This is a genomic window from Aeoliella fuhlenseeensis, assembly GCF_052161615.1.
Lineage (GTDB): Bacteria > Planctomycetota > Planctomycetia > Pirellulales > Lacipirellulaceae > Aeoliella.
Genome location: NZ_CP197417.1, coordinates 62,763 through 88,395, shown reverse-complemented (window position 1 = coordinate 88,395; position 25,633 = coordinate 62,763). Strand labels below are relative to the sequence as shown.

22 protein-coding genes are annotated in these 25,633 nt (G+C 60.3%); 15 read left to right on the top strand and 7 right to left on the bottom strand.

Annotated features, from left to right (window positions below; genetic code table 11):
* Positions 1 to 196: 196 nt before the first annotated feature.
* Positions 197 to 2,380: a threonine--tRNA ligase gene (gene thrS / locus SH292x_RS00355; protein ID WP_442483579.1), complete on the bottom strand. Its 2,184-nt coding sequence runs from the start codon at positions 2,378 to 2,380 to the stop codon at positions 197 to 199.
* A 391-nt stretch (positions 2,381 to 2,771) separates the two neighbouring features.
* Here thrS and SH292x_RS00350 point away from each other — a divergent pair, with 391 nt between their 5' ends.
* Positions 2,772 to 3,062 carry a PEP-CTERM sorting domain-containing protein gene (locus SH292x_RS00350; protein WP_442483578.1) on the top strand — a complete coding sequence of 97 codons (291 nt, stop codon included), beginning with the start codon at positions 2,772 to 2,774 and terminating at the stop codon, positions 3,060 to 3,062.
* 168 nt (positions 3,063 to 3,230) lie between these two features.
* On the opposite strand, the gene SH292x_RS00345 is transcribed toward SH292x_RS00350, so the two are convergent.
* The 3 genes from SH292x_RS00345 to SH292x_RS00335 form a co-directional block, all read right to left on the bottom strand.
* The gene (locus SH292x_RS00345; protein WP_442483577.1) at positions 3,231 to 4,298 is read right to left on the bottom strand and encodes a calcium/sodium antiporter; all 1,068 of its coding nucleotides are present in this window, start codon (positions 4,296 to 4,298) and stop codon (positions 3,231 to 3,233) included.
* A 172-nt stretch (positions 4,299 to 4,470) separates the two neighbouring features.
* On the bottom strand, positions 4,471 to 5,313 hold the full coding sequence (locus tag SH292x_RS00340; RefSeq protein ID WP_442483576.1) for a hypothetical protein: 843 nt from the start codon (positions 5,311 to 5,313) through the stop codon (positions 4,471 to 4,473).
* A 102-nt stretch (positions 5,314 to 5,415) separates the two neighbouring features.
* A complete protein-coding gene (locus SH292x_RS00335) occupies positions 5,416 to 6,474 on the bottom strand; it encodes a polysaccharide biosynthesis/export family protein (RefSeq protein WP_442483575.1) in 1,059 nt (352 codons plus the stop codon).
* An 837-nt stretch (positions 6,475 to 7,311) separates the two neighbouring features.
* Between SH292x_RS00335 and SH292x_RS00330 the strand changes: the two genes are divergently transcribed.
* The 5 genes from SH292x_RS00330 (at position 7,312) to SH292x_RS00310 (ending at position 14,425) form a co-directional block, all read left to right on the top strand.
* Positions 7,312 to 8,469: an exosortase/archaeosortase family protein gene (locus SH292x_RS00330; protein WP_442483574.1), complete on the top strand. Its 1,158-nt coding sequence runs from the start codon at positions 7,312 to 7,314 to the stop codon at positions 8,467 to 8,469.
* Positions 8,470 to 8,711: 242 nt separating this feature from the next.
* Entirely contained in the window at positions 8,712 to 11,132 is a 2,421-nt protein-coding gene (locus tag SH292x_RS00325; RefSeq protein WP_442483573.1) for a polysaccharide biosynthesis tyrosine autokinase, read from the top strand.
* 442 nt (positions 11,133 to 11,574) lie between these two features.
* Complete coding sequence (locus tag SH292x_RS00320) at positions 11,575 to 12,114, top strand: ATP-dependent zinc protease family protein (RefSeq protein ID WP_442483572.1); 540 nt, start codon at positions 11,575 to 11,577, stop codon at positions 12,112 to 12,114.
* Complete coding sequence (locus tag SH292x_RS00315) at positions 12,111 to 13,319, top strand: RimK family alpha-L-glutamate ligase (protein WP_442483571.1); 1,209 nt, start codon at positions 12,111 to 12,113, stop codon at positions 13,317 to 13,319. Before SH292x_RS00320 ends, SH292x_RS00315 begins: the two co-directional genes overlap by 4 nt.
* Entirely contained in the window at positions 13,316 to 14,425 is a 1,110-nt protein-coding gene (locus SH292x_RS00310; RefSeq protein ID WP_442483570.1) for a succinylglutamate desuccinylase/aspartoacylase family protein, read from the top strand. The genes SH292x_RS00315 and SH292x_RS00310 overlap by 4 nt, the downstream gene beginning before the upstream one ends.
* A gap of 125 nt (positions 14,426 to 14,550) precedes the next feature.
* Here SH292x_RS00310 and SH292x_RS00305 read toward each other — a convergent pair whose 3' ends face one another.
* Positions 14,551 to 16,185 carry a hypothetical protein gene (locus tag SH292x_RS00305; RefSeq protein ID WP_442483569.1) on the bottom strand — a complete coding sequence of 545 codons (1,635 nt, stop codon included), beginning with the start codon at positions 16,183 to 16,185 and terminating at the stop codon, positions 14,551 to 14,553.
* 493 nt (positions 16,186 to 16,678) lie between these two features.
* Here SH292x_RS00305 and rplM point away from each other — a divergent pair, with 493 nt between their 5' ends.
* The 9 genes from rplM (at position 16,679) to SH292x_RS00260 (ending at position 22,988) form a co-directional block, all read left to right on the top strand.
* A complete protein-coding gene (gene rplM, locus SH292x_RS00300) occupies positions 16,679 to 17,113 on the top strand; it encodes a 50S ribosomal protein L13 (protein ID WP_442483568.1) in 435 nt (144 codons plus the stop codon).
* A 65-nt stretch (positions 17,114 to 17,178) separates the two neighbouring features.
* The gene (gene rpsI, locus SH292x_RS00295) at positions 17,179 to 17,580 is read left to right on the top strand and encodes a 30S ribosomal protein S9 (protein ID WP_442483567.1); all 402 of its coding nucleotides are present in this window, start codon (positions 17,179 to 17,181) and stop codon (positions 17,578 to 17,580) included.
* Positions 17,581 to 17,883: 303 nt separating this feature from the next.
* Positions 17,884 to 18,825, top strand: a complete 942-nt coding sequence (locus tag SH292x_RS00290; protein ID WP_442483566.1) for an SHD1 domain-containing protein — start codon at positions 17,884 to 17,886, stop codon at positions 18,823 to 18,825.
* 159 nt (positions 18,826 to 18,984) lie between these two features.
* Positions 18,985 to 19,458, top strand: a complete 474-nt coding sequence (locus tag SH292x_RS00285; protein WP_442483565.1) for a hypothetical protein — start codon at positions 18,985 to 18,987, stop codon at positions 19,456 to 19,458.
* Between the two features lie 107 nt (positions 19,459 to 19,565).
* Positions 19,566 to 20,102 (top strand): hypothetical protein, encoded by a 537-nt coding sequence (locus SH292x_RS00280; RefSeq protein ID WP_442483564.1) that lies wholly within the window; start codon positions 19,566 to 19,568, stop codon positions 20,100 to 20,102.
* Between the two features lie 132 nt (positions 20,103 to 20,234).
* On the top strand, positions 20,235 to 20,459 hold the full coding sequence (locus SH292x_RS00275; protein ID WP_442483563.1) for a hypothetical protein: 225 nt from the start codon (positions 20,235 to 20,237) through the stop codon (positions 20,457 to 20,459).
* Between the two features lie 49 nt (positions 20,460 to 20,508).
* On the top strand, positions 20,509 to 20,853 hold the full coding sequence (locus tag SH292x_RS00270; protein ID WP_442483562.1) for a hypothetical protein: 345 nt from the start codon (positions 20,509 to 20,511) through the stop codon (positions 20,851 to 20,853).
* Positions 20,762 to 21,262 carry a DUF7668 domain-containing protein gene (locus SH292x_RS00265; protein ID WP_442483561.1) on the top strand — a complete coding sequence of 167 codons (501 nt, stop codon included), beginning with the start codon at positions 20,762 to 20,764 and terminating at the stop codon, positions 21,260 to 21,262. Before SH292x_RS00270 ends, SH292x_RS00265 begins: the two co-directional genes overlap by 92 nt.
* A gap of 484 nt (positions 21,263 to 21,746) precedes the next feature.
* Entirely contained in the window at positions 21,747 to 22,988 is a 1,242-nt protein-coding gene (locus SH292x_RS00260) for a cytochrome P450 (protein ID WP_442483560.1), read from the top strand.
* A gap of 215 nt (positions 22,989 to 23,203) precedes the next feature.
* On the opposite strand, the gene SH292x_RS00255 is transcribed toward SH292x_RS00260, so the two are convergent.
* Both SH292x_RS00255 and SH292x_RS00250 read right to left on the bottom strand, forming a co-directional pair.
* Positions 23,204 to 23,611 carry a hypothetical protein gene (locus tag SH292x_RS00255; protein WP_442483559.1) on the bottom strand — a complete coding sequence of 136 codons (408 nt, stop codon included), beginning with the start codon at positions 23,609 to 23,611 and terminating at the stop codon, positions 23,204 to 23,206.
* An 881-nt stretch (positions 23,612 to 24,492) separates the two neighbouring features.
* A complete protein-coding gene (locus SH292x_RS00250) occupies positions 24,493 to 25,236 on the bottom strand; it encodes a hypothetical protein (RefSeq protein ID WP_442483558.1) in 744 nt (247 codons plus the stop codon).
* Positions 25,237 to 25,633 lie beyond the last annotated feature (397 nt).

The following is a 25,633-nucleotide window of genomic DNA, read 5'->3' as shown; positions in this document are numbered from 1 at the left end:
GGAAACGGAGGGAACAGAGTGGAGGAGAAAGATTCTGAACAGAAGGCAACAAAGGACACGAAGGGAAGCGAATGACCTAGTTCCTTGCTTAACTCCGTTCTCTCTGTTTCCTCCTGTTATCCAATTATTCCTTCGTTCTCTTTGTTACCTTCTGTTCATTCAATTGAACGAGCGCAAATCCGGCTACGACTAGTTCTTAGTACTCGTTCCCCACACCGCGGTCCGAAACTTCCGCACCTACCGTTTGTTCGGCGACTTGGCGGACGCGCTTGGTGTCGATTTCTTCCTTGAGCTTGGCGATGGCCTCCGCGATGCTCATCGCACCGACGTCCCCTTCGATGCGATCGCGGATGGTGACGGTGCCGAGGTCGCGGTCTTTCTCGCCGACCACGAACATGTAAGGGATCAGCTCGACCTGGGCTTCGCGAATCTTCGCACCGAGCTTCGCACCACGGTAGTCGCCGGTAGCACGTAGGCCCGCGGCGAGCAGTTGCTGCTCGACCTCGCGGCCGTACTCTTCGCTCTTGTCGCTGACGGTCAGCACGCGGACTTGCTCCGGCGCGAGCCACAACGGGAACGCACCGGCGAAGTGCTCGATCAGCACGCCGATGAAGCGCTCCATGCTGCCCAGCGGTGCGCGGTGGATCATCACGGGGCGGTGCTGGGTGTTGTCGGCACCGGTGTACTCGAGGCCGAATCGCTCGGCGCTCGGCAGGTTGTAGTCGAGCTGCACGGTGCCGAGTTGCCACTCGCGGCCGATGCAGTCGGTGACCACGAAGTCGATCTTCGGACCGTAGAACGCTGCCTCACCGGCCTCGGGCACGCAGCCGGGCAGGTTCATTTCGCGGGCCACTTGCTCGATGGCCGCTTCGGCTCGATCCCACTGCTCGGGGCTGCCAACGTACTTGTCGCTCGACGGATCGCGGAAGCCAAGCCGGGCGCGGTAGTTCTCCATGCCGAGCGACTTGAGCACCTTCAAGGTGAACTCGATGCACGCCCGCACTTCGCCCGCGACTTGCTCTTCGGTGCAGAAGATGTGGGCATCGTCCTGGGTGAAGCCGCGCACGCGGGTCATTCCCGACAACTCGCCCGACTGCTCGTAGCGATACACAGTGCCGAACTCGGCCAAGCGAACCGGCAGGTCGCGGTAGCTGCGGGGCTTCGAGCGGTAGATCATGATGTGGTGCGGGCAGTTCATCGGCTTGAGCAAGTAACGCTCGTGCTCGTGAGCCCAGGCGTTGAGCTGCGCGAGCCGCTCTTCGGCCGAGGCGTTCTTGTCGTACTTGCCATCGAAGCCCATTAGCATCGCGGCGTCGAGCAGCTTCGCCTCGCCATCGGCGTCGATCTTGCCCTCTTTGAGCTGGTCCATCCAGTACTCAACGAGGCCGCCGGCGTCGTGTTCGCACAGCGGGGCGAACTGCGACTCCTTGTAGTACGGGAAGTGGCCGCTGGTTTCGTAGAGTTCAACGCGACCGATATTCGGGGTGTAGACCGATTGATAGCCGCGCTGGCGGAGTTCGTTGCGGATGAACTCTTCGAGGGTCGCTCGGACGACCGCTCCCTTGGGAAGCCACAGGATGAGCCCCGAGCCGACGGTTTGATCGATGTGGAACAGTTCGAGTTGCTTGCCGAGCACGCGGTGATCGCGCTTGCGAGCTTCGGCCAGGCGATGCAGGTGGTCGTCGAGTTCCTGCTTGTCGAAGAACACGGTGCCGTAGAGCCGCTGGAGTTGCTGACGGCTGGCGTCCCCCTTCCAGTAGGCTCCGGCAACGGAGAGCAGCTTGAACGCCTTGCCAATGTGCCCAGTGCTGGGGATGTGAACGCCGCGGCAGAGGTCGATGAACTCGCCCTGGCGGTAGAACGACACGTGCGACTGATCGCCCAGGCCGGTCTCGATGTGCTCGATCTTGAACTCCTGGCCGAGCTCTTTGCAGACGGCGAGGGCCTCGCTGCGGGGCTGGTCGATGCGCTCGAAGGCTTCGTCCTCTTTGACGATCTTCTTCATCTCGGCTTCGATCTTGGGGAAGTCCTCCTCGCTGATCGGCCGCGGCAGGGCGAAGTCGTAGTAGAAGCCGGTGGCGGTGGTGGGGCCAAACGCCAACTGCACGCCGTCGTACAGCCGCATCACGGCCTGGGCCATGACGTGGGCGGTGGAATGGCGAAGGATGCCCAGGGCCTCGGGGTCGCGCTTGGTGAGGATCCGCAGCTTCACGTCGCCCGACTCGGGGAGCCGTTTTGCGAGGTCGGCGGGCTGGCCGTCGATTTCGGCGGCGATGGCACTCTTGGCAAGGCCCGGGCCGATAGCGGTCGCCACGTCGCGGACGGTGACGGGCGAGTCGAACTGTTTCTGGGAGCCATCGGGCAGGTGGACGGTGAGCATCGTGCTTGGGATCGATTCGAGGAGTGCAGCGTGCAGGGCGAAGCTGCGAAAACGAGCGGAAAACTGTCAGTATAGGGCGACGACCCTAAGGTGCCTATCCGACATCAGGAGAGCCTGGGCGGAAGCGTGGTTCGCGGAACGAACAGGCGGATGATGGTGGCCGAAACGCTCAAAACGTGCTCGTTCGCGCTGCTAGCAAATGGAGTGCTCAGGGGGACATTTTGCCACGGAAAGGGCGAATTTTACGGAAATTACTTGCACTGCCTGGTAGTTTCGCGTTCAATGAATTTTGTGTGAGCGGTGCGTGATCCCTCCCCCTTTTCTGCTACAATCGGAGGCGCACCGGCGGCCGAACCTGGGCCGCTTGAGTAGCAACTATGAGCCTGCAACCATGAGGAAGCGTCTGATGGAGTGGCGACGAAAGGTGTTGTGCTTATTGGCGGCCGTATGTGCCGGGTGTTTGATCCTATCGACTGCCCAGGCCCACGAGCCGTTGCCCGTAGCGAGCGTCGAGCTTGATGCCACGCCCGCGCTGGCGGAACTGGCGGCTCAGGCCGAAACCCAACCGCTAGAGAAAACGACCACGCCGGCGGTTACGATTGCCGAGCCAGGCTCGATTGGCCTGTTGGTCCTGGCCGGACTGATGGGTGGGGCGATTGCGATGCGACGCCGCCTAGGCTAGTTGCTCGCCGATCCGCTGCGACGAGATTTCAATACAGTGTTGATGCACTTCACGTGCGTGTTGCGGCACCCTTCCCCGAGTGCCGCAGCCAATCCGGAAGGCTCCCGTGATTCCCCAACACGGGAGCCTTCTATTTTTTCTGGGCAAGCCGCTCGAACCTTCTGCAGGTTATGCCAGGGTCGCGCGAGTGGCTCGCCAGTGGTTCCAGCACGTCACGGCGATGGTCAGCGCCGTGAGCGGTAGCGCGAACAACACCATCGCCCGGCCGAACGACTCGTACCACGGATGGTCGGTGGCATCCATCACCAAGTAGGCCGTGTAGGCCACGTAGTAAGCCAAGAGGACGCCCCCCTCCCACCTCGCCAGCACTCCGCCGGTGAAGAACATCGGTAGCGTGACGAAGGCCACGGCGCACATCACGGGCAGATCGAACCAGATCATGCTCTCCGGGACCACGATGGGCTGGGGCGAGACGACCGTCGCGGCACCCAGTACCGACATCAGGTTAAACAGATTGCTGCCCACGACGTTGCCCACGGCGATGTCGCGCTGGCCCCGCAGGGCGGCGACGATGCTCGTGACCACTTCGGGGAGCGAAGTGCCGGCGGCGACGATGGTCAGGCCGACGACTTCCTCGGAGATGTTCATCCAGTGAGCAATCGCTACGGCTCCCTGGACTAGCCAGCGCGAACCGAGCACCAGCATGGCGAGACCGATGGCGATCTTCACGAGGCTGTAGAGCACTGGCTCGGTCGACTGCGGCACGTCGTCATCGGCGGCAGCGGCCCCCGCGGCTCGCCCCAGTCGGATGAGCCAAGCCGTGTAGACGACGATGCCCACCAGCAACACGATGCCTTCGACGCGGCTGTAGGTGCCATCGCTGGCCATCCACCACGCCAATAGCGATACGGCGATCATCACGGGGACATCGAACCGGATGAGCTGCGTGGCGACGGTCAGCGGCACGATGATGGCCGAGATACCAAGGATCAGCAGCACGTTAAAAATGTTGCTACCGATGACGTTGCCCAGGGCGATGGGCCCCTGCTCGTTGAGCGACGCCTGGACGCTGACGCCGAGTTCCGGAGCGCTGGTGCCAAACGCCACGACGGTAAGCCCCACGACCAACGACGAGATGCCTAGTCGCAGTGCCAATCGCGCGGCACCGGACACCAGCAGCTCGGCACCCCAAGTCAGCAGCACAAGGCCCAAGGCCAGCAGGAGCATCGTCATCATGGTTTATTCGTTTCGTCGCGTCGTTTGTTAGCACAAGTCGCTGTGAAGCAACAAAACTTTGTGGGAGGCGTTGCGCCTTTCCCACAAAGTTTTATGGCGGTACCGTTCTATAGCGATACCAGCGCAGCATAGCACCAGTACGCTTGTTCGCAACAGACGACCGACTCTTGGACTAACGCGAGAACGCTTGCGGCAAGCCCGGCGGAACTTCGCCACCGGCACGCTGCACGCCGCCCTGTGCGGGGGCATGCACCGGAATCATCGCCGCACGCTGCACGCTACCAGCCTGCTGATCCATGACCGCCGTGGCGGGTAGGACTACCTGCGGTGCGAACGGACGCGTCGGACGCGAGTTGCCCCGCGGGTTCAGGCCGATGGGTAGTGGCGGCGGAGCATCGCCGCCGAACGACGGACCCTGCACGGGCTCGCGGCTCGAGTTGGGGCCGAAGTTATTCGCTGGTGGCTGGCCGAATGGCAAGTTCGGCTGCGCCGGTGCAGCGCCGCCTTCCGCTGGTGGTTGACCGAACGGTAGGTTGGGCTGAGCGGCTGGCACTTCGCCCGGAGCGCGGTTCATGAAGCCGGGACGCGGCGGCACGAGGGTGTCGGGGGCCGCTGGGCGAGCGGGTTGCTCGCCATTGTCGGCGTTGTCCCCCGGCGGCAACTCCGCAGGACCTTCGCTATCGTCTTCGGGCTCCGCTGGCGGAACGGGCTCGAGGCCCTCCACGTTGGGCGGAGCGAGCAAGTCTTCGTTCGCTGGAGATGGAGGATCGATCGGTGGCACGTCGCGATCGCCGATCGCCGGCGTTTTCTGCGAACCTTCCGAGTCGATGGTCGTCCCTGGCCAGAGACGCCACTGCGTTTGGCTATAGCCCCACGACGGGCGGTTAGGCGTGCAGGCCCCTTCGGCCGAACAGGGCGGAGGAGTCGGCCGGCCAATCGGAGCAGCGATCAGGCTGCCCGCGGCGAGCCACGGGTAGACCGTAGCAGCAATTAGTCGAAGACGGCGGGTTGTCATCGATCGGTTTCCTTACAGTTCAAACACTCAATGAAATCTGGTCGAGTGGCGATGGCGATCGCAGGCGTTAGCCCATGATCGCCAGGCCATCATGCGTAGCAATTAGAACTGACCCAAACCAAACCGGACGATTCGGTTGAGCATGGCCGTACCCAGCGACACGAAGCCGAAGATACGTTCCGCTGGTTGCGTGAACCGCGATAGCACACCATCGAACTTTCGCAGCTTGTCTTCGGTGATATACAGGCGGTCGCCCGGCAGCAGCTGGTAGTTGGTGGCGGTCATCGCTCCACGGGTGATCTCTTCGTAGTCCACCGGCAGGATCTGCTCGCAACCGGTGCCCGCAGGTGCGGGGCGGGCGATGAAGATCTTGGTGCTGGAGAGCTGGCTCAGACCACCGATCGACGCCAAGGCATCGAGCACGGTTTCATTACCAGTGATCGGGGCGGTGACAATGTTGTCGCCGAAGCCGGCACCCTGGGTGATGATGTAGTACTTCTTGCTGTTGTACGAGAAGATGTCGACGATCACTTCGGGATCGACCAGGTACTCGGACAGCTTGTCTTCAATGCGAGCCTTCGCTTCTTCGAGTGTCAGACCGGTGACGTACACCGAGCCATAGGTGCCAAGGTTGACGCGTCCGTCGGGTCCCACCAAGTGCTCGCCTACGATTTGCTGAGCACCCGCGGAGACGGCAAGCGACACCGACACTTCGACGCTGGCGTAAATCTGCGCCAGGTGTTTGCGGATAGCTTCCTGCGCGTCGTCGATCGTCAGATTGGCGACCTGCACCCGGCCGTAGCTGGGGCCGAGGTCGATCTTACCTTCGGGGTCGACGAAGAAGGCGTCCGCAATCGGAGCCCGCATGTCGTCCACGCCGATGGCCCGGACCAACAGGCCGTCGAAGGGCTCGACGACGTGAGGCGGCTTGGGGACGATCTTCACCGCGTTGATGAGCAAGATATCGGGTGGCTCGATCACGTACGGCGGCAGCGACACCATGTCCTTCTCGCGGCCCGCCGGGTTAATAGCGGGGCCTTCCGTGGGCGTCATCGGCACGGGCTCGCGAGGAGCCATGAATGCCGTGCAGCCGGTCGTGGCAAGCACGAGCAGGCTCAAAGCCGCCAGCGCCCTGCGGTTATTATGGGTGAAGTGCGTCATGGCCCCCATCGCCTATCACTGTGTGTACGTGAAGAGTTGAACGAATCCGACTGAGGCCCGCACGCGATGCGCAAACCCAGCCCGTGCGACCAGATCGATCGGCACATCCGTAATAATCGGTAGAGTCGCACGGCAACTTTGCTGGCGTTTGAGAATTTCACGTCATTTGCTCGCCAAATCGCCTGTCTTTCCATCCAAGCGAGCTGCAATCGCCGTCAGTGCTGGCAGAAATTCCATCGCTAGCTTTTTCGCAAATTGCCGAATCCCACGAACTAAACCAGCTAGGATTGCGTAGATACGCACGGGGAGCGCTCCGCTCGCCACGACCTCCCCGCCCTGCGCAAGCAATACAAACCGAACTCACCTCGAAAAAAAGTGCAACGAGCCCACTTGCCACGTGAAGGCACTGCTTCCCAGGTGGCTAGCGACTCGGGATGGGCATTTGCCGAGGGTTTTGCTCGCAGGCGCCAATCGGCGAGAGTTGAGTAGCGATAATTCAAGCAGTTTGACAGATTTTGGGACCCCGCTTATCTTCAAATTCCAAGTACGTGAAGGGTTACGTCCCGCGCAGGAGCTTTGGCCCAGCGGACACTCTTTCGACGAGGTGGCCTTCGGCGAACGACACGGGTCGCTCACAGGGGCCAGGTAGTAGCACGACAGCACGCACAGCTGAGTGGTACTCCTAGATGGATCTGCCCTCGTTATTACCCCCCGCACAAGTACCGACTCGTTTGAGGATATCTGCTGGCGGCCAAACAACGTCTGAGTAACTTGGGCCGATCAGTGCCGTTTGCAACTACAGCCAATTAGACCAGCGCCACTGGCCCTCCCAATCTCATGAGCAGCACCACCGCCCCACGCCCCGTCGGACTTCACTCTCGGCACGCCCACAGCGCCCCGATGGCCCTGAGTCCCGCGGATCAGAAGTGGACCGTCATCGCCCTTGTCGCCTCGATGGTGGCGCTGGTGGCCATCTACTGGAACCAGCTCTCGCTCACTAAAGACTACTGGAACGACGACACCTACTCGCACGGCTGGATCATCCCGTTCCTGGGGCTGTTCTTGCTCTGGAATCGCCGTGATCCCCTAGGGGGCCCGGTCAGCACCAAGGAAGAGAACCGCCTGTTCCAGATCGTCGGTGCCCCGGCGGCTGCCGCCGTGGTGGCTTACTTCATGGGTTTCGAAGGGGTTACCTGGCTGCTTTATGCCATCTCGCTGATGGTGGGCATTTATGTCGTGTTCAGCCATCACACCTTCGAACCGTTCGCCGCGTGGGAACGCTGGATCGGCGTGGGACTCATTACGCTGGCGCTCTTGGCACGCCTCTACGGCACGTACAAAGACATCATTCCGATCGACCGCTTCAGCTTCATGATCGCGCTGTTCGGCGTGTTCTTCTTGGTGGGTGGCATTGCGGTCGTTCAACGATTCTGGGCCCCCTTGGGCTTCTTCATCTTCATGATGCCGCTGCCATCGGTCGTTGAGCAAAAACTGCTCTTCGGGCTGCAAAAGATCGCCGCCATTGCAAGCACCGCCGTGCTGCAAATTCTGGGGGTGTCCTGCTACCGGGCTGGTGCCAATGGATCTCAGATCATCGTCCCCGCGCTAAGCACGCCGCTGGACGTCGCCGAAGCTTGCTCGGGTCTTCGCATGCTTACGATCTTCTCTGCCATGGTCATCGCACTGGTGCTGCTGATCGAGCGTCCCTGGTGGGACAAGCTGATCCTACTGCTGAGCGCCATCCCGATTGCCCTTGCAACCAACATCATCCGCATTACCGCTACCGCCCTCCTGTTCCTCGCGGTGGAAGGAACCAGTTGGCAGGAACCGCTTCACGACAAGATCCACGACTACACCGGCTACGCGATGATTTTCTTCGCGGGTGGTCTAATGTGGCTTGAATACAAGGTGCTCACCTGGCTGTTCGTCGAAGAGGGAGACGAAGTGCTTCAGGCCACGAGCATGCGAGGGGGTATCCCCATCGGCCGCAGCTGATGCTAGTGCGTTGCGTCGTTGCAACACCCGTTGTAATTCCGCCACCAACTGGACCCGCCACCGACGTCTCGACTTTCCCCGAATTCCTCACTTTTACCGCACAAAACACGACCGCAGGCCGCCGGCTATTCGCTCCCGGCCTCGAAGTTGCAATATCAAACCGGCAAGGCACCTGCCACTCACCAGCGCTTTGCCGCGTGACTTGTCTCGGAAGCCATTACCCCAGAGGAGAGAACTGACCAATGGCTAAGAACGATCATTCCACCACTTCTGCATCGGGCGAAAGCCACCCGCTCGTCCCGACCGGCGCTTACGACCACGACCCCCATGGTGGTAACGCGCTGCAGACATCGCAGCCCTACGCCAGTCCCAACTTCACCCGTACACCTGCTGTTGTTACGGGCGGGATGGATGCGACGGGCCTGCTGCACGCACTACGGCGTCGCTGGTTGTTGGTGACCTTCATGGGACTGCTGCTAGCGGCAGGCGTGGGGAGTGCCCTGTACTTCCTATTCCCCGAGTCCGACACCGCGGTCGCACGATTCCTGGTCAGTTCGCAACCGGAAGTCCGCGTTTACAGCGACATCAACACCTCGGGCGATAGCCGCGACTACAAGACCTACCAGGCGACGCAAGTCGCGATGGTAAAGAGCCCCGCGGTGCTTTCGCGAGCTCTGCAGGATACGAATCTTCAGAACGTCGCCGTGCTGAAGTCCGAAGAGAACCCTCAGATGTGGCTGGATGAGAATCTCGACATCCGGTTCGAGGGACAAAGCGAATTGTTGCGAGTCGCCCTGACGCTCGACCAACCGCAGGAAGACCTCAAAGCGATCGTCGAGGCGGTCTGCTCTGCGTACTACGACGAAGTGGTGATGAAGAGCCGCTTGGAGCGGAACAAGACGCTCGAGTCGTTGAAGGCCACGTACGCCGAGTACCAAGTTCAGCTTCGCGAGAAGTGGGACGAATACCGCCAGATTTCGCAAGAGCTGGGCATTGCCGAGGGGCAGTTCGATCCTTCGATCCGCATGCTGTTCGACGAATTGTCGAACAAGATGGACGAACAAGCCAAGCTCGAAGAACAGATGCGCTACCTGCAACTGGAATTCGCCCGCTGGAAGTCGACCAAAGACAATCCCGATCTGAAGGATCAGCAGATCAACGAAATGGTCTCGGGGGACATGGAAATCATGACCATGGACCAAGAAGGCCAGTACATCAAGGCCGAACTTCGCGAAGCCCAAAAGCGGTCGGCAGGTCGGCCGACTCGCGAGATCAAGCGAATCGAAGAGAAGCTTGCCTTGCACGAACAGCAAGTGAACGCTCGCAAGAGCGAGCTGGCCCAAGAGATCAAGTCTCAGATTGCCAACTCGCCTGATATCGAACTCGCGGTCGTTACCGAAGAGATGCAGCGTCAGCTCAGCTTCGCGGCTGGTCGCCTGCAGCAAGTGCTCGAAGGTCGCGACATCGAGAAGCCCGATGGCACCATCGAGCATGAGAAGGGAACCTACGAACTTCGCGCGGAACTTGAGAAGAAGGCAGCCGGCTCCACCGAGCTAACCATCCGCATGGCCGAGCTCAATCAGCTCGAAGCGATTGCGGCCGACCTTGCTCAGCGTATTCAGCAATGGGAGATCGAACTCGACGCCCCTTCGCGTATCCAGCTTGTCGACAAGCCATACGTGATGCCCGGCATCAACAAGATCCAACGCTACGCCATCACCGGTATCGGTAGCCTGGCAACGCTGCTCGTCGCTTGCCTCGGCATTGCTTACATGGAGTTCCTGGGTCGCCGGCTCAATGGCCCCAATCAGCTCGACGAAGGCCTCGGCATTCGGGTGGTGGGTACGCTCCCGCCGCTCAACGCTCGCCGCATGATGAACCCCAAGCATCCGCTGGTGGCTCAGCTCACCGAGTCGATCGACAGCGTGCGTACCGCGCTGATGCACGATTCGACCTCCAAGGCTCGCCAAGTGGTGCTCGTGACCAGCCCCGCTTCGAAAGAAGGCCGTACGACGGTTGCCAGCCAGTTGGCCGCCAGCCTCGCCCGTGCCGGCCGCCGGACATTGCTGATCGATGGCGACCTTCGTCATCCGGCTCTGCACCTGCTGTTCGATGTGCCATTGGAAGACGGTCTGTGCGAAGTGCTTCGCGCCGAGGCCGACGTGACCGACGTGGTCCGTCCGACCCACGCCGAAGGCTTGTGGCTGATGACCGCCGGTTACTGCGACGCGGACGCCGTGCACGCAATGGCCACGGACCAGATCCAGCCGATCTTCGAGAAGCTGCGTTCGGAATACGACTTCGTGATCATCGATGGTGCCCCCGTCTTGGGTCTTTCGGACTCGTTGATGATGGGTCAGCACTGCGACGGTGCCCTGCTGAGCGTGCTGCGTGACCAGACTTCGGTCCCCAGCATCTACAAGGCGAGCGAACTGCTCCGCGACGTTGGTGTGCGTCTCATCGGATCGGTAGTCAACGGTGTGACCGCCAAGGCCGATCGCCGTGTCACGCACCTGCAGATTGCCTCGCCGAAGGCCGCCCGCAAGCAGCTCGAAGCTCAGACCAAGGGTGCCCCCACCGCCACGGCTACCAAGCCGGTGGTCGATGAGCTGGACGACCTCGACGATCTCGACTTCTCCGACCTGTCGGACGACAAGAACTAACGCCGAACCTTCGGCGTCACGATTCTCCTCAGCGGGGTTTCGGTTCGGTGGCCTACAAAGCCCCGAAACGAAACCCCGTTTTTTGTTGGGAGAACGAGCAATCTACTTGTTGTGGGAGGCGATTAACTTCCGACGAGGCGTAGCTCGTCGGCTATTCTCCTCGCGGGTGGGTCGCTTACTCAGGGTGACGATCCTAACAGCCGACGAGCTACGCCTCGTCGGACCGAGGTATCCCATCCGCGGTGCTTGAGACATGGAGAGAAATTCTCCGCTCCATCGGGCTCGGAGAGCCCTCCCACAGCTGTGCGACACCATCCCTTGGTCATCCGGCATTTCAACATTGGGCATGGCCGCACAGTGGGGCTCGACGCGGGGGGCTCTTTTCCGCGATAATTCTCGCATCGTGGCAGGCCTTTCATCGAACCCATACGGCACAGGGCGCGTGAGCAAGCACAACCCCAAAGCACTTCCGATCATTGGCTGGCGCGAGTGGGTATCGCTCCCCGCGCTCGGCGTACCGAAGATCAAGGCCAAGATCGATACAGGCGCTCGGTCGAGCAGCCTGCACGCCTACGACGTGAAGGTGTTCGAGCGCGATGGCCAGTCGTATGTCCGCTTCGAAGTGCATCCCATCCAGCGAAGCAAGCGAGAGACCATTGTGGTCGAGGCACCCGTGCTCGAGTTTCGCAAAGTCCGCAGCTCGAGCGGCCATGCCCATCGCAGGCCGGTGATCGTGACGATGGTCGAAGCCCTGGGGCAATCGTGGCCTATCGAACTGACGCTCGCCAACCGCGATGCCATGGGTTTCCGCATGCTGCTGGGTCGCGAGGCCGTGCGGGGCCGAATGTTAGTGGATGCCCTTAAATCCTATTACGGAGGGCAGCCCAATGCCGACCAACGAAAAGCAAAAGTCCGGACGATAAAGAAGCGCAAGAAGAAGGCACCGCTCGAGAGCGACTCCCGGAGAGAGAAGAACGAATGAAACTGGCTATCCTGTCCCGCAATGCTAGATGCTACAGCACCCGCCGCCTCCGTCAGGCGGCGGTGGAGCGAGGTCACCGCGCGACCAACCTCGACACGTTAAAGTTTGCCATCGACCTCGAGGAAGGCGCACCCGACCTCTACTACCGGCAAAGGCACCTTAGCCACTACGACGCGGTGCTTCCGAGAATTGGTGCATCGATCACCTACTTCGGTACGGCTGTGGTCCGGCAGTTCGAACAGATGGACGTGTTCGCCGCAAACTCGTCGGCGGGCATCGCCAACTCGCGCGACAAACTCCGCGCCCTGCAAATCCTCAGCAAGCACCAAATTGGCATCCCCCCCACCACGTTCGTTCGCGACAAGAAGGACGTGCTCCCGGCCATCGAGCGCGTTGGCGGCGCGCCGGTCATCATCAAGCTGCTCGAAGGCACGCAGGGCGTGGGCGTGATTCTCGCCGACTCGGTGAAGGTCGCCGAGGCGATCATCGAGACGCTGCAGTCCGCGCGGCAAAGCGTTCTGGTGCAGAAGTTCGTCGCCGAGAGCAAAGGCAAGGACGTGCGGGCTTTTGTGGTCGGCGACCGTGTGGTGGCCGCGATGCGCCGCGTTGCGCAGGGACAAGAGTTCCGCAGCAACGTCCACCGTGGCGGCCGGACCGAAGCCATCGAGCTCAATGAAGAGTACGCCGCCACCGCGGTTCGCTCGGCCCAGATCATGGGCCTTCGCATTGCGGGTGTCGACATGCTCGAGAGCAACGAAGGCCCGCAGGTGATGGAGGTGAACTCGTCGCCGGGCCTCGAAGGAATTGAGACCTGCACGCAGCTCGATATCGCCGGCGCGATCATCGACTACATCGCCGCCCAGGTCGACTTCCCCGAGATCGATATCCGCCAACGCCTCACCGTCAGCACGGGCTATGGCGTCACGGAGATTCACATCCCCGAGGGCTCCGAGTACATCGGCAAGACAGTTTCCGAGTCAGGGCTTCGCGAGAAGGACATCAACGCTCTGACGCTCTATCGCGGTACGACGGTCATTCCGAACCCCCGCTCCGACCGCCAGCTCGAAGCGGGCGATCGATTGCTGTGCTTCGGCAAACTCGACCGCATGCGCGACATGATCCCCGAAAAGACACGACGACGACGACGACCCAAAGTCAAAGATTTGCCACCACAGGATGAACTTCACCAAGGGACTGGGGTATGAAACTCCCAATCGAGCCGAAATCCGTAGGCGATTGGAATGGTCAGCACATTGCACCGGGCGAGGCGCGCGACATCAAGCTCGCCATCTCCGAAAGCTACAGCGGCATGACGGTGCGGATTCCGATCCACGTCCGCCGCAGCCACCATCCGGGGCCGACGGTGTTCGTCACCGCTGCGCTGCATGGCGACGAAATCAACGGCACGGGTGCAATCCGTCAATTGATTCAGGATCAAACTCTGGAGCTCACGCGCGGTGCGATCGTGCTCGTGCCGGTGCTTAATTTGCTGGCGTTTGATCGCCACTCGCGATACCTGCCCGACCGCCGGGACCTCAATCGTTCGTTTCCCGGTTCGCTGGGCGGAAGTCTCGCGAGTCGCATGGCCCGGACGATCTTCGACGAGATCGTCGCTCGCGGCGACTACGGCATCGACTTCCACACCGCGGCAGCGCGTAGAACCAACTACCCCAACGTCCGCGGCGACCTCGAGATCCCCGAAGTCCGCCGCATCGCCGAGGCGTTTGGCTGCGACTTTATCGTCAACGGCAAAGGCCCCGCCGGCGCGTTCCGCCGCGAGGCGTGCGCCGCCGGCCGGCCGAGCATCATCCTCGAAGGGGGCGAGGTCTGCAAAGTCGAATCGACGATCGTCGAGACCGCCGTGCGTGGTGTTCGCAATGTGCTGATCGAACTCGATATGCTCGACGCCGAGCCCGAGCGGCCCGACTACCAAGTGGTCATCGAAACCACGAAGTGGGTCCGTGCCGAGCGGGGCGGCTTCTTGCAGTTCCACGTCCAGCCCGGCGAGATGGTCGAACAGGATCAACCGCTGGCAACCAACACCAACCTGTTGGGCCACGAGCAGAGCCTGCTGACCGCGCCGTTCGACGCCGTGGTGATCGGCATGACCACCCTCCCCGCCGTCAGTCCCGGCGAATCGGTCTGCCACCTCGGCAAACTACCCGAAGGCACCCGCGCGAAGCGCATTCATCGCCACCGCGAACAGGACGACCTCGAAGGCCGACTCGTGGGCGACCTCGCCACAAACGTGATGATCTTCGAGCACATGGGTGTCGACGAAGATAACGAGGAAGCGGACAGCAACGACTAAGGGCTGGGCATCCGTAGCATGGCCGCCGCCGGCCGTGTTCTGGCCGCCATCGAGTGACCAACCACCACGGCCCTAACGGGCCCCGCTCGCCCTCCACCCTTCGGAAGGACACAAGAGCAAACCCATCACTTGAGCCCTTCTTCTTCCAACTTCACCAAACCCTCGTACCGATCCACCAGCTCCTGTGGCATCAACTTAGGAAGGTTCGCGGCGAGCACGATGCTTTCGCAGGTGTGCATAAGCCGTTGTAGCTTGGCTTCGCGGTGGGTCAGTTCGTTCGACTTCTCTTCGTGCTCGCTACGTCCCTCGCGAGCTTTGCACAGGGCATCGTACGAGGCGAAACTCTCGACCTTCGCCATGAATTCGTCGGCCCGTTCGTTGGCGAGCGCCATTCCGAGTGGCGAGTAGGACGTGTTGAGCTCGGGCCACGTTTCCAGTAGCTCTTCGTTCATCCGTTGCCGCATCTGCGAGTAACGCTCGTAAGCCGTGGCATGACGAACGCGGGCCACGTTGGCCTCAGCCTCGGCTGCCTTGATCGACAACTTCAGGCTCTCGATAGTCGCGTTCTCGCCGAGCTCCAGTTGCTCAACGAGCTTTTCCACCACGGCCTTGCGATCGGGGCGGGCGAGCTCGGCGATGTCCGAGATCTTGCCGCTCAGCTCCATCGGCGTTGCGTCTTCCTCCGCCGGCTTCTTCGAACCGAGTAGTCCAAATAACGAACCAATCGGGTTCTCGCTTCCTTCCGCGTTCTCGCTTGCTTTCCCCAGGTTGCTGTACTTCCGCAGGAACGCGTCCGACGTGCGGATCGGGATGTCGATCGTGTTGCTCTCGATCACCGCGTAAGCGTGGGCCTCGGCGAAACTCACACGTCCGTCGCCGTCGTAGTCGGCCGCAATCGTTTTGTCGCCCGTACGCGAGTGCCCGGCGAGAGCGCCCCAGAAGTAGCTGCTGTACTCTTCGTACTCCGACTCATTCGCATTGGGCGTGCAACCGGCCGCCCCGCGATCGTGCACCTGAGCGTAGAACCCACAGCGCTGATGGTTCGAAAGACCCAGATCGGCGTCCGCACCGTGAAACAGCGTGTGCGAGAACCCGCCGGCGTAGCACTGCACCATCACCATCGTCACGTGCACGTCGCTAGGAATGCGGTCGAGCCACTTCGAAAACTCACTCGCCTTGACCGTCTCGCCATCATAGAAGCAGAACGTGGTGTCGTACTTGTTGTATTCGGCTTCCTGCGCCTCCCGCCACTCGGCGGCACTGTCGTAGTCGTAGTAGTCGTGCTCTTGCTCCGCAGGACCACCATGCCCCGTGGCATAAATGATCAGTCGGTCGCCCGCCTTGAGCTTCTCACCCAGCTTCCGCAACTGTGTTTTCAGTTGCTCGACCGACGAAGGCCCATCGAGCTTCTCGATCTCGTTGTTGCGGTACACCAAGTCCATGTCACCTGCGTCGCCCACGAGCTCAGCCAATAGCTGCCGCGCGGGAGGGCAGTTCTTCTTGAAGTCGGGATCGCGAAGCTGCACGTCGGGCGCGGGATCGTCGCCATCGGCGAACAGCACGATCTGCTCGGGCGCGTCGGTCCGCTGCTCGGCCAAGAGCCGCTGCTGAAACAGAACGTTCCGCTCCAGCGAGATCTGCGTACTCTGGGCACCAATGCCCCCGCCGATCGTCAGAAAGTAATCCGCGGCCCGCAGCTCCGCACAGCAGACCACCAACAACATTACGCACGCGCACCGCATCCAACGTAGCTGCCGCATCCCCTCGTCTCCCAACTTCAGTTCCCGTGCCTGCGAAAAGTGTGAGTCCAGTATAGCTGGGGGGCGGGAGAAGTCCCTCATGGTTTGTGGGGAGGAACAATCCGTAGACGCGGAGCGCGTGTCCCCTCTCCCGCAGTTCGTTCGCGCGGGGCGTGTTGCACCTCCTTTCGCACATTCCAAGCGAACGAACTGGGGGAGAGGGTTAGGGTGAGGGGGCACGCCCTGGGCAGCGACACGGGGCCCTCCCGAACTTCGATGTTCCCGCCCCTGCCCTGCCCTGCACGCGAAAACGCCAAGCGTCCGCCGGAACAACCCGAAAACCCCGGAAATTCGCTGTTTTACCCCACTCGCCCAGGGCTTAAATCGTCCCACGAGGCCCCTTGCTGGTTTAAGGGGATCTTGGTATTCTTCGGGACTTCGCCCAAATCTCGCCCCCAGGCTATGTAGTTGGGGGCGGACACGATATCCCGCGATTGTACCGAGTGACCGAACGATGAAGACCTACATGGCCAAGCCGGCCAACGTCGAGCAGAAGTGGCTGCTGGTGGACGCTACCGATAAGGTGGTGGGACGCTTGGCAAGCGACATTGCCGTACGCCTGATGGGCAAGCACCGCCCCACTTACACCCCGCACATCGACACCGGCGACTTCGTCGTCGTGGTCAACGCCGAGAAGGTGCACTTCACCGGCAAAAAGTGGGCCCAGAAGAAGTACACCTGGTACACCGGCTACACCCGCCAGCGGTCGATCACCGCGGGTCAGCAAATCGACCAGCACCCCGAACGCGTTCTTCGCGAGGCCGTGCGTCGCATGCTCCCCAAGAACAAGCTGGCCGCCCATATGCTCGACAAGCTGAAGATCTACACCGGCGGCGAGCATCCGCATCAGGCCCAGAACCCCGAAAAGGTCGAACTGGCCGTCAAGTAAGGAAAGCGTCGCACAGCGATTGCTTTTCCCCAGCCCCCAGATCCTAGCCCCCACTCCCACTCATTATGCCAGAAGCCAAAGTCATCGACGCCCTCGGCACCGGTCGCCGCAAGACCTCGGTCGCACGTGTTCGCATTCGTCCCGGTAGCGGCAAGATCACGATCAACAAGCGGGAACTGGAAGAGTACTTCCCCATCCCCCAAGACCGTAACGCCGTGACCTCGCCTCTTGAGCACTGCGAACTCCGCGACAGCGTCGACGTGATCATCCGCGTCCACGGCGGTGGCAACACCGGCCAAGCGGGTGCTTGCATGCAAGGCATCGGTCGCGCCCTGGTCAAGTACGACAGCGACCTGCACGATCGCCTCCGCGAAAAGGAATACCTGACCCGCGACTCGCGTATGAAGGAACGCAAGAAGCCCGGTCTGCACGGTGCCCGCCGCGGTACCCAATTTTCCAAGCGGTAAAGGGTCTCGAAGCGTTAATCGCTGGCGAGCAACTCGAAAACCACTCGAAACGGCCGAACAAGAGTTCGGCCGTTTCTTTTTTTGCGCGCTCCCGGCGGAAAAGCTGTGGGAGGGCTCTCCGAGCCCGATGGTTTTTTTGTCCCCTCCCCCAAGTCTTCTCGTTCCCAACCTCACACTCCCCCTAGCCCCGACCAAGCTTGGTCGGGGCTATTTGTACTCCACCGTTCACAGAATTTGCATTCTCCCCCGCCCCGCGCGACAATGGAGTCCGTTCGCACCCACCTCCACTGCCAATGATTTACCATGAATCGCCTCACTACACTCTTCGCCACGCTGATTGTCCTCACCACCCTTGCTACCGCCTCGGCGGCTGACTATCGCACTTGGACCGACACCTCGGGCAAGTACACGCTCAAGGCCGCGCTGGTGGCGCAGAATAACTCGCATGTCGTGCTGGAGCGCGAGTCCGACAAAGGCCTCGGCAGCATCGCCATCGATCAACTCTCCGAGGCCGATCAGAAGTACCTCGAATCGCAAGAGGCCACCAAAGCCGCGACCACGGCCACCGGTGGCATGCAGAAGTGGTCGCTCAAGAACGGCACGGAGATCGTCGGCAAGGTCGTCAACTACGGGCGTAAGCAAATCGTGCTCCGCCGCTCGCGAGGCCGAATCTACGTCAACGACCGCGTGCTCACGAACCTCCCCGGCTTCTACCAAAATATCATCCCGCTGATCGTCGCCCACGCAGGCAATCAAGTGACCGACGAACGCACGCTCGTGCAGTGGCTGTCGTCGCGGCGCGGCGGACCCGAGTCGTTCACCGTGGATGGCGTGGTGATGGAACTCGAGGATGGCGACGAGTACGCGATCCCCTTCTTCCTGTTCAGCGACAAGGACCTCACCATCCTGCGTCCTGGCTGGGAGCAGTGGCTCTCGGCGTACGAGCAGAAAGACGCCGCCGCGCGCGAGCAGCAGGAGCTCCGCCTGCAAACCGAAGCCGCCTACCACCAACAGCAACAAGACGCCGCCCAGCAGCGCCGCATCGCCCAACTGCAACTCGGCTTCACCGCCGTCGCCGCCGGCGTAACCAGCGTCTGGGAAGTCACGTTAATCCCAGAACCCGGCAATCCCGGCCCCCCGCTGTGGCTCTCCTTCTTCGCCCGCGACAGCCGCAGCGCCGCGATGCAAGCGATGGCCGCGCACCCAGGTTACAGCGTGGGGCCGATACGACGAGTGGGCGGGTGATGCCTTTTACTCCTTCCCCCAAGTCGTTACGCGAGAACCGCTGCGATCACCTAGCCCTCGACCGCAACGACGTCTCGGGGGAGGGTCGGGGTGGGGGCTAGCCCTACGTAGTGGTCAACAATCTAAGCAGAAACATTTACCCTGAACGAGGCTGAAGCAATGGCAACCACCATCGTCGCGGACGGAGACTCGATAAAGATCGATAAGGCATTTGTCTCGGGCAAAGATCGCGTATCGGTGAATGGCAAATTGGCCTTTGAAGGCAAGCTTAACCAAGGGCGTGCCGAAACCTTCAACGCCGGCACCCGAACGTACGCGATTGAATCGAAGGTTATCAGCAAGTTGACGTCGGCTGTCGCGTATTACGTTCAGATTCATGAAAACGGCCAGCAAGTCCACGCCGGCATCTACGATCACATGGGTAAGCCCCTTGCCAACGAAGGCGAAGTAAAGACGGCCGGCGCGCTTCAGGCTTCCGCTATGGTTGGAATGGGGGTTGGGGTGGCCATCATGATGTTCTTGAATGCAGCAACCGGAGTCGTCCCCGGTGGAGCCATTGGTGGTGCAATAGGCGGAGGCGTGGGCGGTGCGATTGGAATGGGAATAGGCAAGCTGATTTTTGGGAAGAAGTAAACCTGCGGTACCGCGGCTCTGTTGGACAGAGAAGCCAACGCCGACAATTCTCGCACAGGGTGCCTGCTATCGATGCACTGTTCGTTTTACGAGGCTCAACACTACCCATGTACCACCCTATCGAGCCGACGGATATTGAACGGTTGGCAAGTCTAGCAGGTGTTGCCAACTTTGACGAATGGAAACGACATCTGGAAAACGAGTCGCAACGAATCAGCGACCAGTTGAAAGGATCGATTGATGACGCGTGGGCAAACTGCCTACCCGTATGGCTAGCTCTTGGACGGGTGCGGGACCTCTCGCGAAGCATTCGCGTGCCAAAGTACTCTCCCTCGTACGCAAATACTCTCGGTCTGCACTTTGCTGATACCTTTGGACAGCGGTTTCAATTCCTTATTGACGTTCTACATACTTCGCCCGTTGAGTCCCATGAATATTTATGTGCGTTCGATTTACTGGATTTGATTGCATGCAGTCATTTCACGTCAGAGATAGACACGTTGCCCGCACTGTTTGCAATTGATCTACCCATACCACGCGTCGTCCAACTGGAAACATCGCACATCCCTCGATTCGCCAATACATCCACAGTTGGTGAGTTCTTGTACCGCGTGCATGAAGATGAGTTTGGGGACGATGACTAGTAACGACGTCTCGGGGGAGGGTCGGGGTGGGGGCTGGCGGGTGATGGTTTGTAACCACTAACAAATCGTTTAACGCCCAGCCGCAGGCGCCGGCTACAGTTGAATAGAGCGAAGACACAACTTCGGACACCCATGAACCCCTACGAATCGCCCAGCGCTGATTTGCCGCACCTACCACCTCGCCCCCAGCTGCGTTCCTCCTTGCTGATCGCTGGCATCGTTGGATTGTTGTTGTGGCTCGTTGCGGGGGCAGCCTCGTACGTTCCTGAGGTGCGATGGATTGGCAACACAGTATCGTTCGGCTCGTTGGTGATCGGGATTCTGTGCTTGGTGGTGCGGGAAATGCTTAAACGATGAACTTGGTCGCTAACACACGATTTGCACCAGTTGTTTGTAGTTCGAAATCATGAATTGCGTCTACTTCGCCTGCCCCCAGTGCCATCGCTACCTCGACGCAGGCTATCGATGGGCCTACTGGGAGCTTGAGAAGCCCGGAGTCGTCCTTCAAGGGGAGCCGGTGAATATCGATCGAGTACTCGCGACGCCAGGCTACTGGAACGTGGACGATTCACTAAAATCGGCTTGGCTTCGCGAATGCGTACTGCCTAAGGTCCGTAACTTCCTTCGAGAGCACCGTGATCATTCCATTCGCTACGTAGATGAGGAGTGGATCTACGACCAGAAAGAACTTGCTGACTCTTGGCGGGAAATCCAAACCTGGCGTAAGAATTCCGAACCCGACGAACCGTAGGATGAGTGAGTGCACGCTTTACTTGCCTATCAACCATGGGTGCAAGCACCCATCCTACATTACTGACATGTCAATACCATCACTCCAAACTGTGGTCCGAACTCTAATTACCGCGCTGGCAGTTGGCGACTACGAAGCTGTGCTTAACCGTTGTTCTGCGTCGCGTTTGACAAGTGATGCACTTCGCCAAGTCATCGAAAACTATGGACGCAAATTCATCGAACCGCCGCCAACCGCCTACACTCGACTGGATGCGGTCGCTGTGAGAAATGCGATTCAACCCACGTGGTCAGTGCGGGCGCAGCTTTGGTCACAAGAGGAAGGTCGATCCGATCTGACGCTGGAAGTGACTATCATCCGGGACGATGATTGCTGGGAGGTGCATCTGGAGGATTTGCATGTCTTATAGCCCGCGCGGTCAATAAACTTTGTTACGCGTATTCGATCCCCTCCGTTGGTCCAATGACATTTTGTGCAGTAGGATGGGTGCTTGCACCCGTCACTTCCGTGTCAATCGGGGGTGCAAGCACCCATCCTACGCAACTTAGACCCGGCGTTTACGCCGGGGTAACACGCCCCCAGCGCACTGGCGGTCGAGGGATACCCTCGCCATCAACCGGAGCGCCGCCGAGACCGCCATCGGCCCGCGATTCGCCAGTGGACAGCAAACTCCCCCGCCGACCCCCACCCCGGCCCTCCCCCGAATACGCCGTTGCGATTCACGTAAAACAATCACCAAGCTTCTCGCGCAACGACTTGGGGGAGGGAGACACCAGAGCTAGCGCTCTGCCCCCGGCATAAATGCCGGGGCTATGGCTTCGCGCCACGTTCCCGCCCAGCGACAATTCTCTCATCGGTCATTGGGTACCTCGTCATTCGTCATTCACAACGCCATGCTCTCCACCAACCCCACGCTCACCGCCGGTCGGCATCTGCTCTCGCCCGAGATGCACGAAGATCCTTACACCACCTACCGCGAGTGGCAGACGAGCTCGCCCGTGTTTTGGGACGATTCGCTGCGGGCTTGGGTCGTCACTCGGTACGCGGATGTCGAGTTGGTGCTGGGGGATGCGCGGTTCTCGTCCAATCGCATCGCCGCGGCGAATCCTCTGTTTCGCACCGAGCGTTACGCACCGCTGCTCGAAGTGATGTCGCACAAGATGTCGGAGATGGATGAGCCCCATCACACTCGACTGCGGTCGAGTGTGAACAAGGCGTTCGTCCATGTGGTGGTCGAGGCTTGGGAGCCACGCGTTCAAAAACGCGTTGACACGCTGCTCGATAACATTCAGAAATCGGGCGAGTGCGAGTTCGTCCGCGACTTCGCCGCGCCGCTGCCGCTGCTGACGATCATGGAACTGGTGGGCGTGCCGGCGGAGGACATGGTGCGGGTTCGCGGGTGGTGCGACGACTTCGCGCTGGTCGCGCTCAACTTCTACACGCAGATGAGCGAGGCGCAGTTGGACAAGGCGCTCGTGAGCATCGCCGAGTTCCGCGAGTACCTCGAAACGCGCATCGCCAAGCTACGTACGTCACCCGAAGAGAACTTGCTGAGCGCGATGGTCGCTATTGAACAAAGTGGCGAGCGACTCACTACCGACGAACTGCTGGCCAACGTGTTCCTGCTGCTCGCCGCGGGCAACGAAACCACCACCTGCCTGCTGACCGGCGGCCTCGTCACGCTGCTCGCGCATCCCGAGCAAATGCAACGCTTGCGTGACGATCCCTCGCTCATCCCCAGTGCCATCGAAGAGTTCCTGCGGTACGACAGCCCCCTGCAGTACCTCGGCCGCCTAGCGACGGACGACATCGAGATCGGTGGCCAGCAAGTGAAGCGCGGCGACCTGGTGCTGGCGGTACTCGCCGCCGCGAACCGCGATCCCGAAAAGTTCGCGAGCCCCGACACGTTCGACATCACCCGCCCGAACAACCACCACCTCGCCTTCGGCCACGGCCGCCACTTTTGCGTGGGTCTACAGTTCGCAAGACTCGAAGCGAGACTCGCCTTCACCGCGCTACTAGAACGCACCACCAAGGTCGAGCTCGACCTAAAACCCGGCGAGAGGCTGGTGCATCAGGCGAATTTCAATATTCGGCGGGTGGAGCGGTTGCCGGTGAAGTTAGCATTCGTTTAACGCCCAGCCGCAGGGGTTGGCTACCTTCCAGCAATCACCACGTTCTCTATCTTCAATACAAAGCCGCGACCGGAGGGTTCTTGCAAGTCGCCATTTATTGACTAGCTTGCTGGGGGCTCGCGGAACTCGTCCCCAGGCACCCATGCGGATATTCGGGAACACTTCGCGTCTCTGCGTCTTTGCGTGAGACCACTAAAACGCTACGCCGGGGTATCTCATCCGTCTCTCTCATCGACCATGCGTAGCACGATGAAGCTGTGTTCTTTCCCCACCTCGTGCATTTCAAATGATCTAGTCTCTCCAACCAACTTGTCCAGATTGGCTTGATGCTGCAATGGAATCGATGAAAGTGGGACGAACCCCCTACAGCCTAAGTCGACATTCAGACCCATCCGCTCCCCGGTCAATCGGTCACAGCAGATAGAAGTCACCAACCCTCGCACGATTTGATCATCGACTTCCCACTCTTCGCGATTCCGATTCACTTTCCCATCAATGAAGGGAATCTTCGTGCTAGGACCAAAAAAGAACGGTCTGAAAACAACGACGAAGTTCCCCTCGAAGTTCGCGTGGCAGAGCTGTGGCGGCACTTCAGGCTCAGCAAACGGGAACTCGTACTTCACGAGTTCTAGTTTTCCATCGGAATGAAGCCGCAAAGTAGCGACATACCCTCGCCAGAGTGCGGAACACGTTCTGTTAGTAGCGGGAAAAACCGGCGCTACGGGGAACAATGCGGAATCGGATGCGTAGCTGCCACTCGTGCTACGCACAAAATAAGGATGTAAGTGATCCAAGTTTAAATCACTGTCGTTTATCCAATTGTCAGAGATTTGTGCAGTCAACGGCTCTTCCTGGTTCCAGACACGGGCCCTGCGTTTACTCTGGATTCGATTCTAATAACTTTGAATTTACTTGAGTTCGATCGACGCTGCCAGTTAGAGATTTCGCTCCCCCGCCGGCCCCCACCCCGGCCTCCCCCGCGGGCATCGTTGCGATTCACGGGAGAACAATGGCGACGCTCATCGCGCAACGACTTGGGGGAGGGGGAGAATAGGGTCGACCTCGCTTACCCGGCATGAATGCCGGGCCTAGTAGCGAGCAAACGCGACGAGTCGCTGAATCGCTGAAACCCGTTAACACCCATCTTTTAGACCCGGCGTTTACGCCGGGGTAGATCGGCGACACGAATTAGCGGTCAAGGGGATAACTCTCCCTCGGCCGGAGCGTGACCGAGACCGCCATGGGCCCGAGCTACGCCAGTTGGGCAGCGCACTCAACGGTCAGCCCCCACCCCGGCCCTCCCCCGCGGGCGTCGTTGCGATTCAGGTAACAACGATCGCGGAGCTTCTTGCGCAACGACTTGGGGGAGGGAGAGAATAGGGCCGCGCATGATAACCCGGCATAAATGCCGGGCCTAGTAGGCGAGCAAACATAGCGAACCGCGATTGGTCAACGCCGGGGTATTACGCTCACAATTCACTCGTTGTCATTCACTCTTCGCCATTCACTCTTCATCAGGCGCTTCGTCGCCGAAGACTTCGTCGAACTCGTCGCGGTCGTAGAACTGCACTCCTTGGAGTTCGCCGCCACAAGCTTCGGCGTGGTGAGCAATCCGGGCGATCTCGGCGCTTAGGGCCGACTCGACGTTGCGTCCCGCGATGAATAGGCACAATCCGCACACGCCGTTTTCGTCGGGCTCGTCGAACAGGTCGATGTCGGTGTAACCTTCTCCCTGGAGCGCCTCGGTTACGCGGTGCAAAGCTTCGACGCTCGGCATCACCACCAAGAAAGTCCACGGCAACTCGGCATTGGGGGGCAGGCCACTATCGCTCATGACGCGCAGTCGCCAGGTCGCGTCCTCCGGAGGCATCCAGTCGAGCAAGTCCTCCGCATCCACGGGGTCGTAGCAACTCACCCCTTCGTACTGGAGGCCTTTCGCAATGGCAATCGCTTTCACCGATTCGGCAGTGGCCTTCACTTCGCTGGCCGTGAGGGCGGCTCGCTGGATGAGCGTAAGCTCGGCAAGGGACGGGGAGCCATTCGAGCCGTCGGTCGTTTCCATCGCTTCGGCGAACTGAATGTCAAACTCGCCCTCCATCTCAGCCGCCACTTCTCGCAGCTTCGCGGAGTCCGCCGATTGCAGCAAGTAGCACCAGTCTTTCTCGTCGCTCAGATCATGGTCGAGATTCTCGATCATGTGTTCGAACAGAGCATCGATATCAAACCGCAAATCGGGTTCACTCGCCATCGGATCCACTCCCACACTCGGTACAGTTTTATTTTTCAGGAAGCAAGCATTCTAAGTGCTGCGAAAACCTACGCAACTACGCATAAATTTCCTGACGCCCGTGAGCTATCACGGCTTCGTAAAATCTTCCGCCGCAACCCTTGACAGTGTACGCACGTTCTGTTACACTACGCATTGATTTTAAACGTTACCCGTCACCTTTAACCCGACCACTTTCGAGGCCCTCGTCACCTGGAGTAATGTCGCACCCATTGAGATTTCCGAACGCGACAACTTCACAACTCCATACCCCACAATCACTTACGCCAAACGTTTTGTCGCGGCACTGCGACATTACTCGCCAACCGAAATCCACCCCTCGAAACCCAGCAGGCGGGCTTGGGGTTCGATACGATAG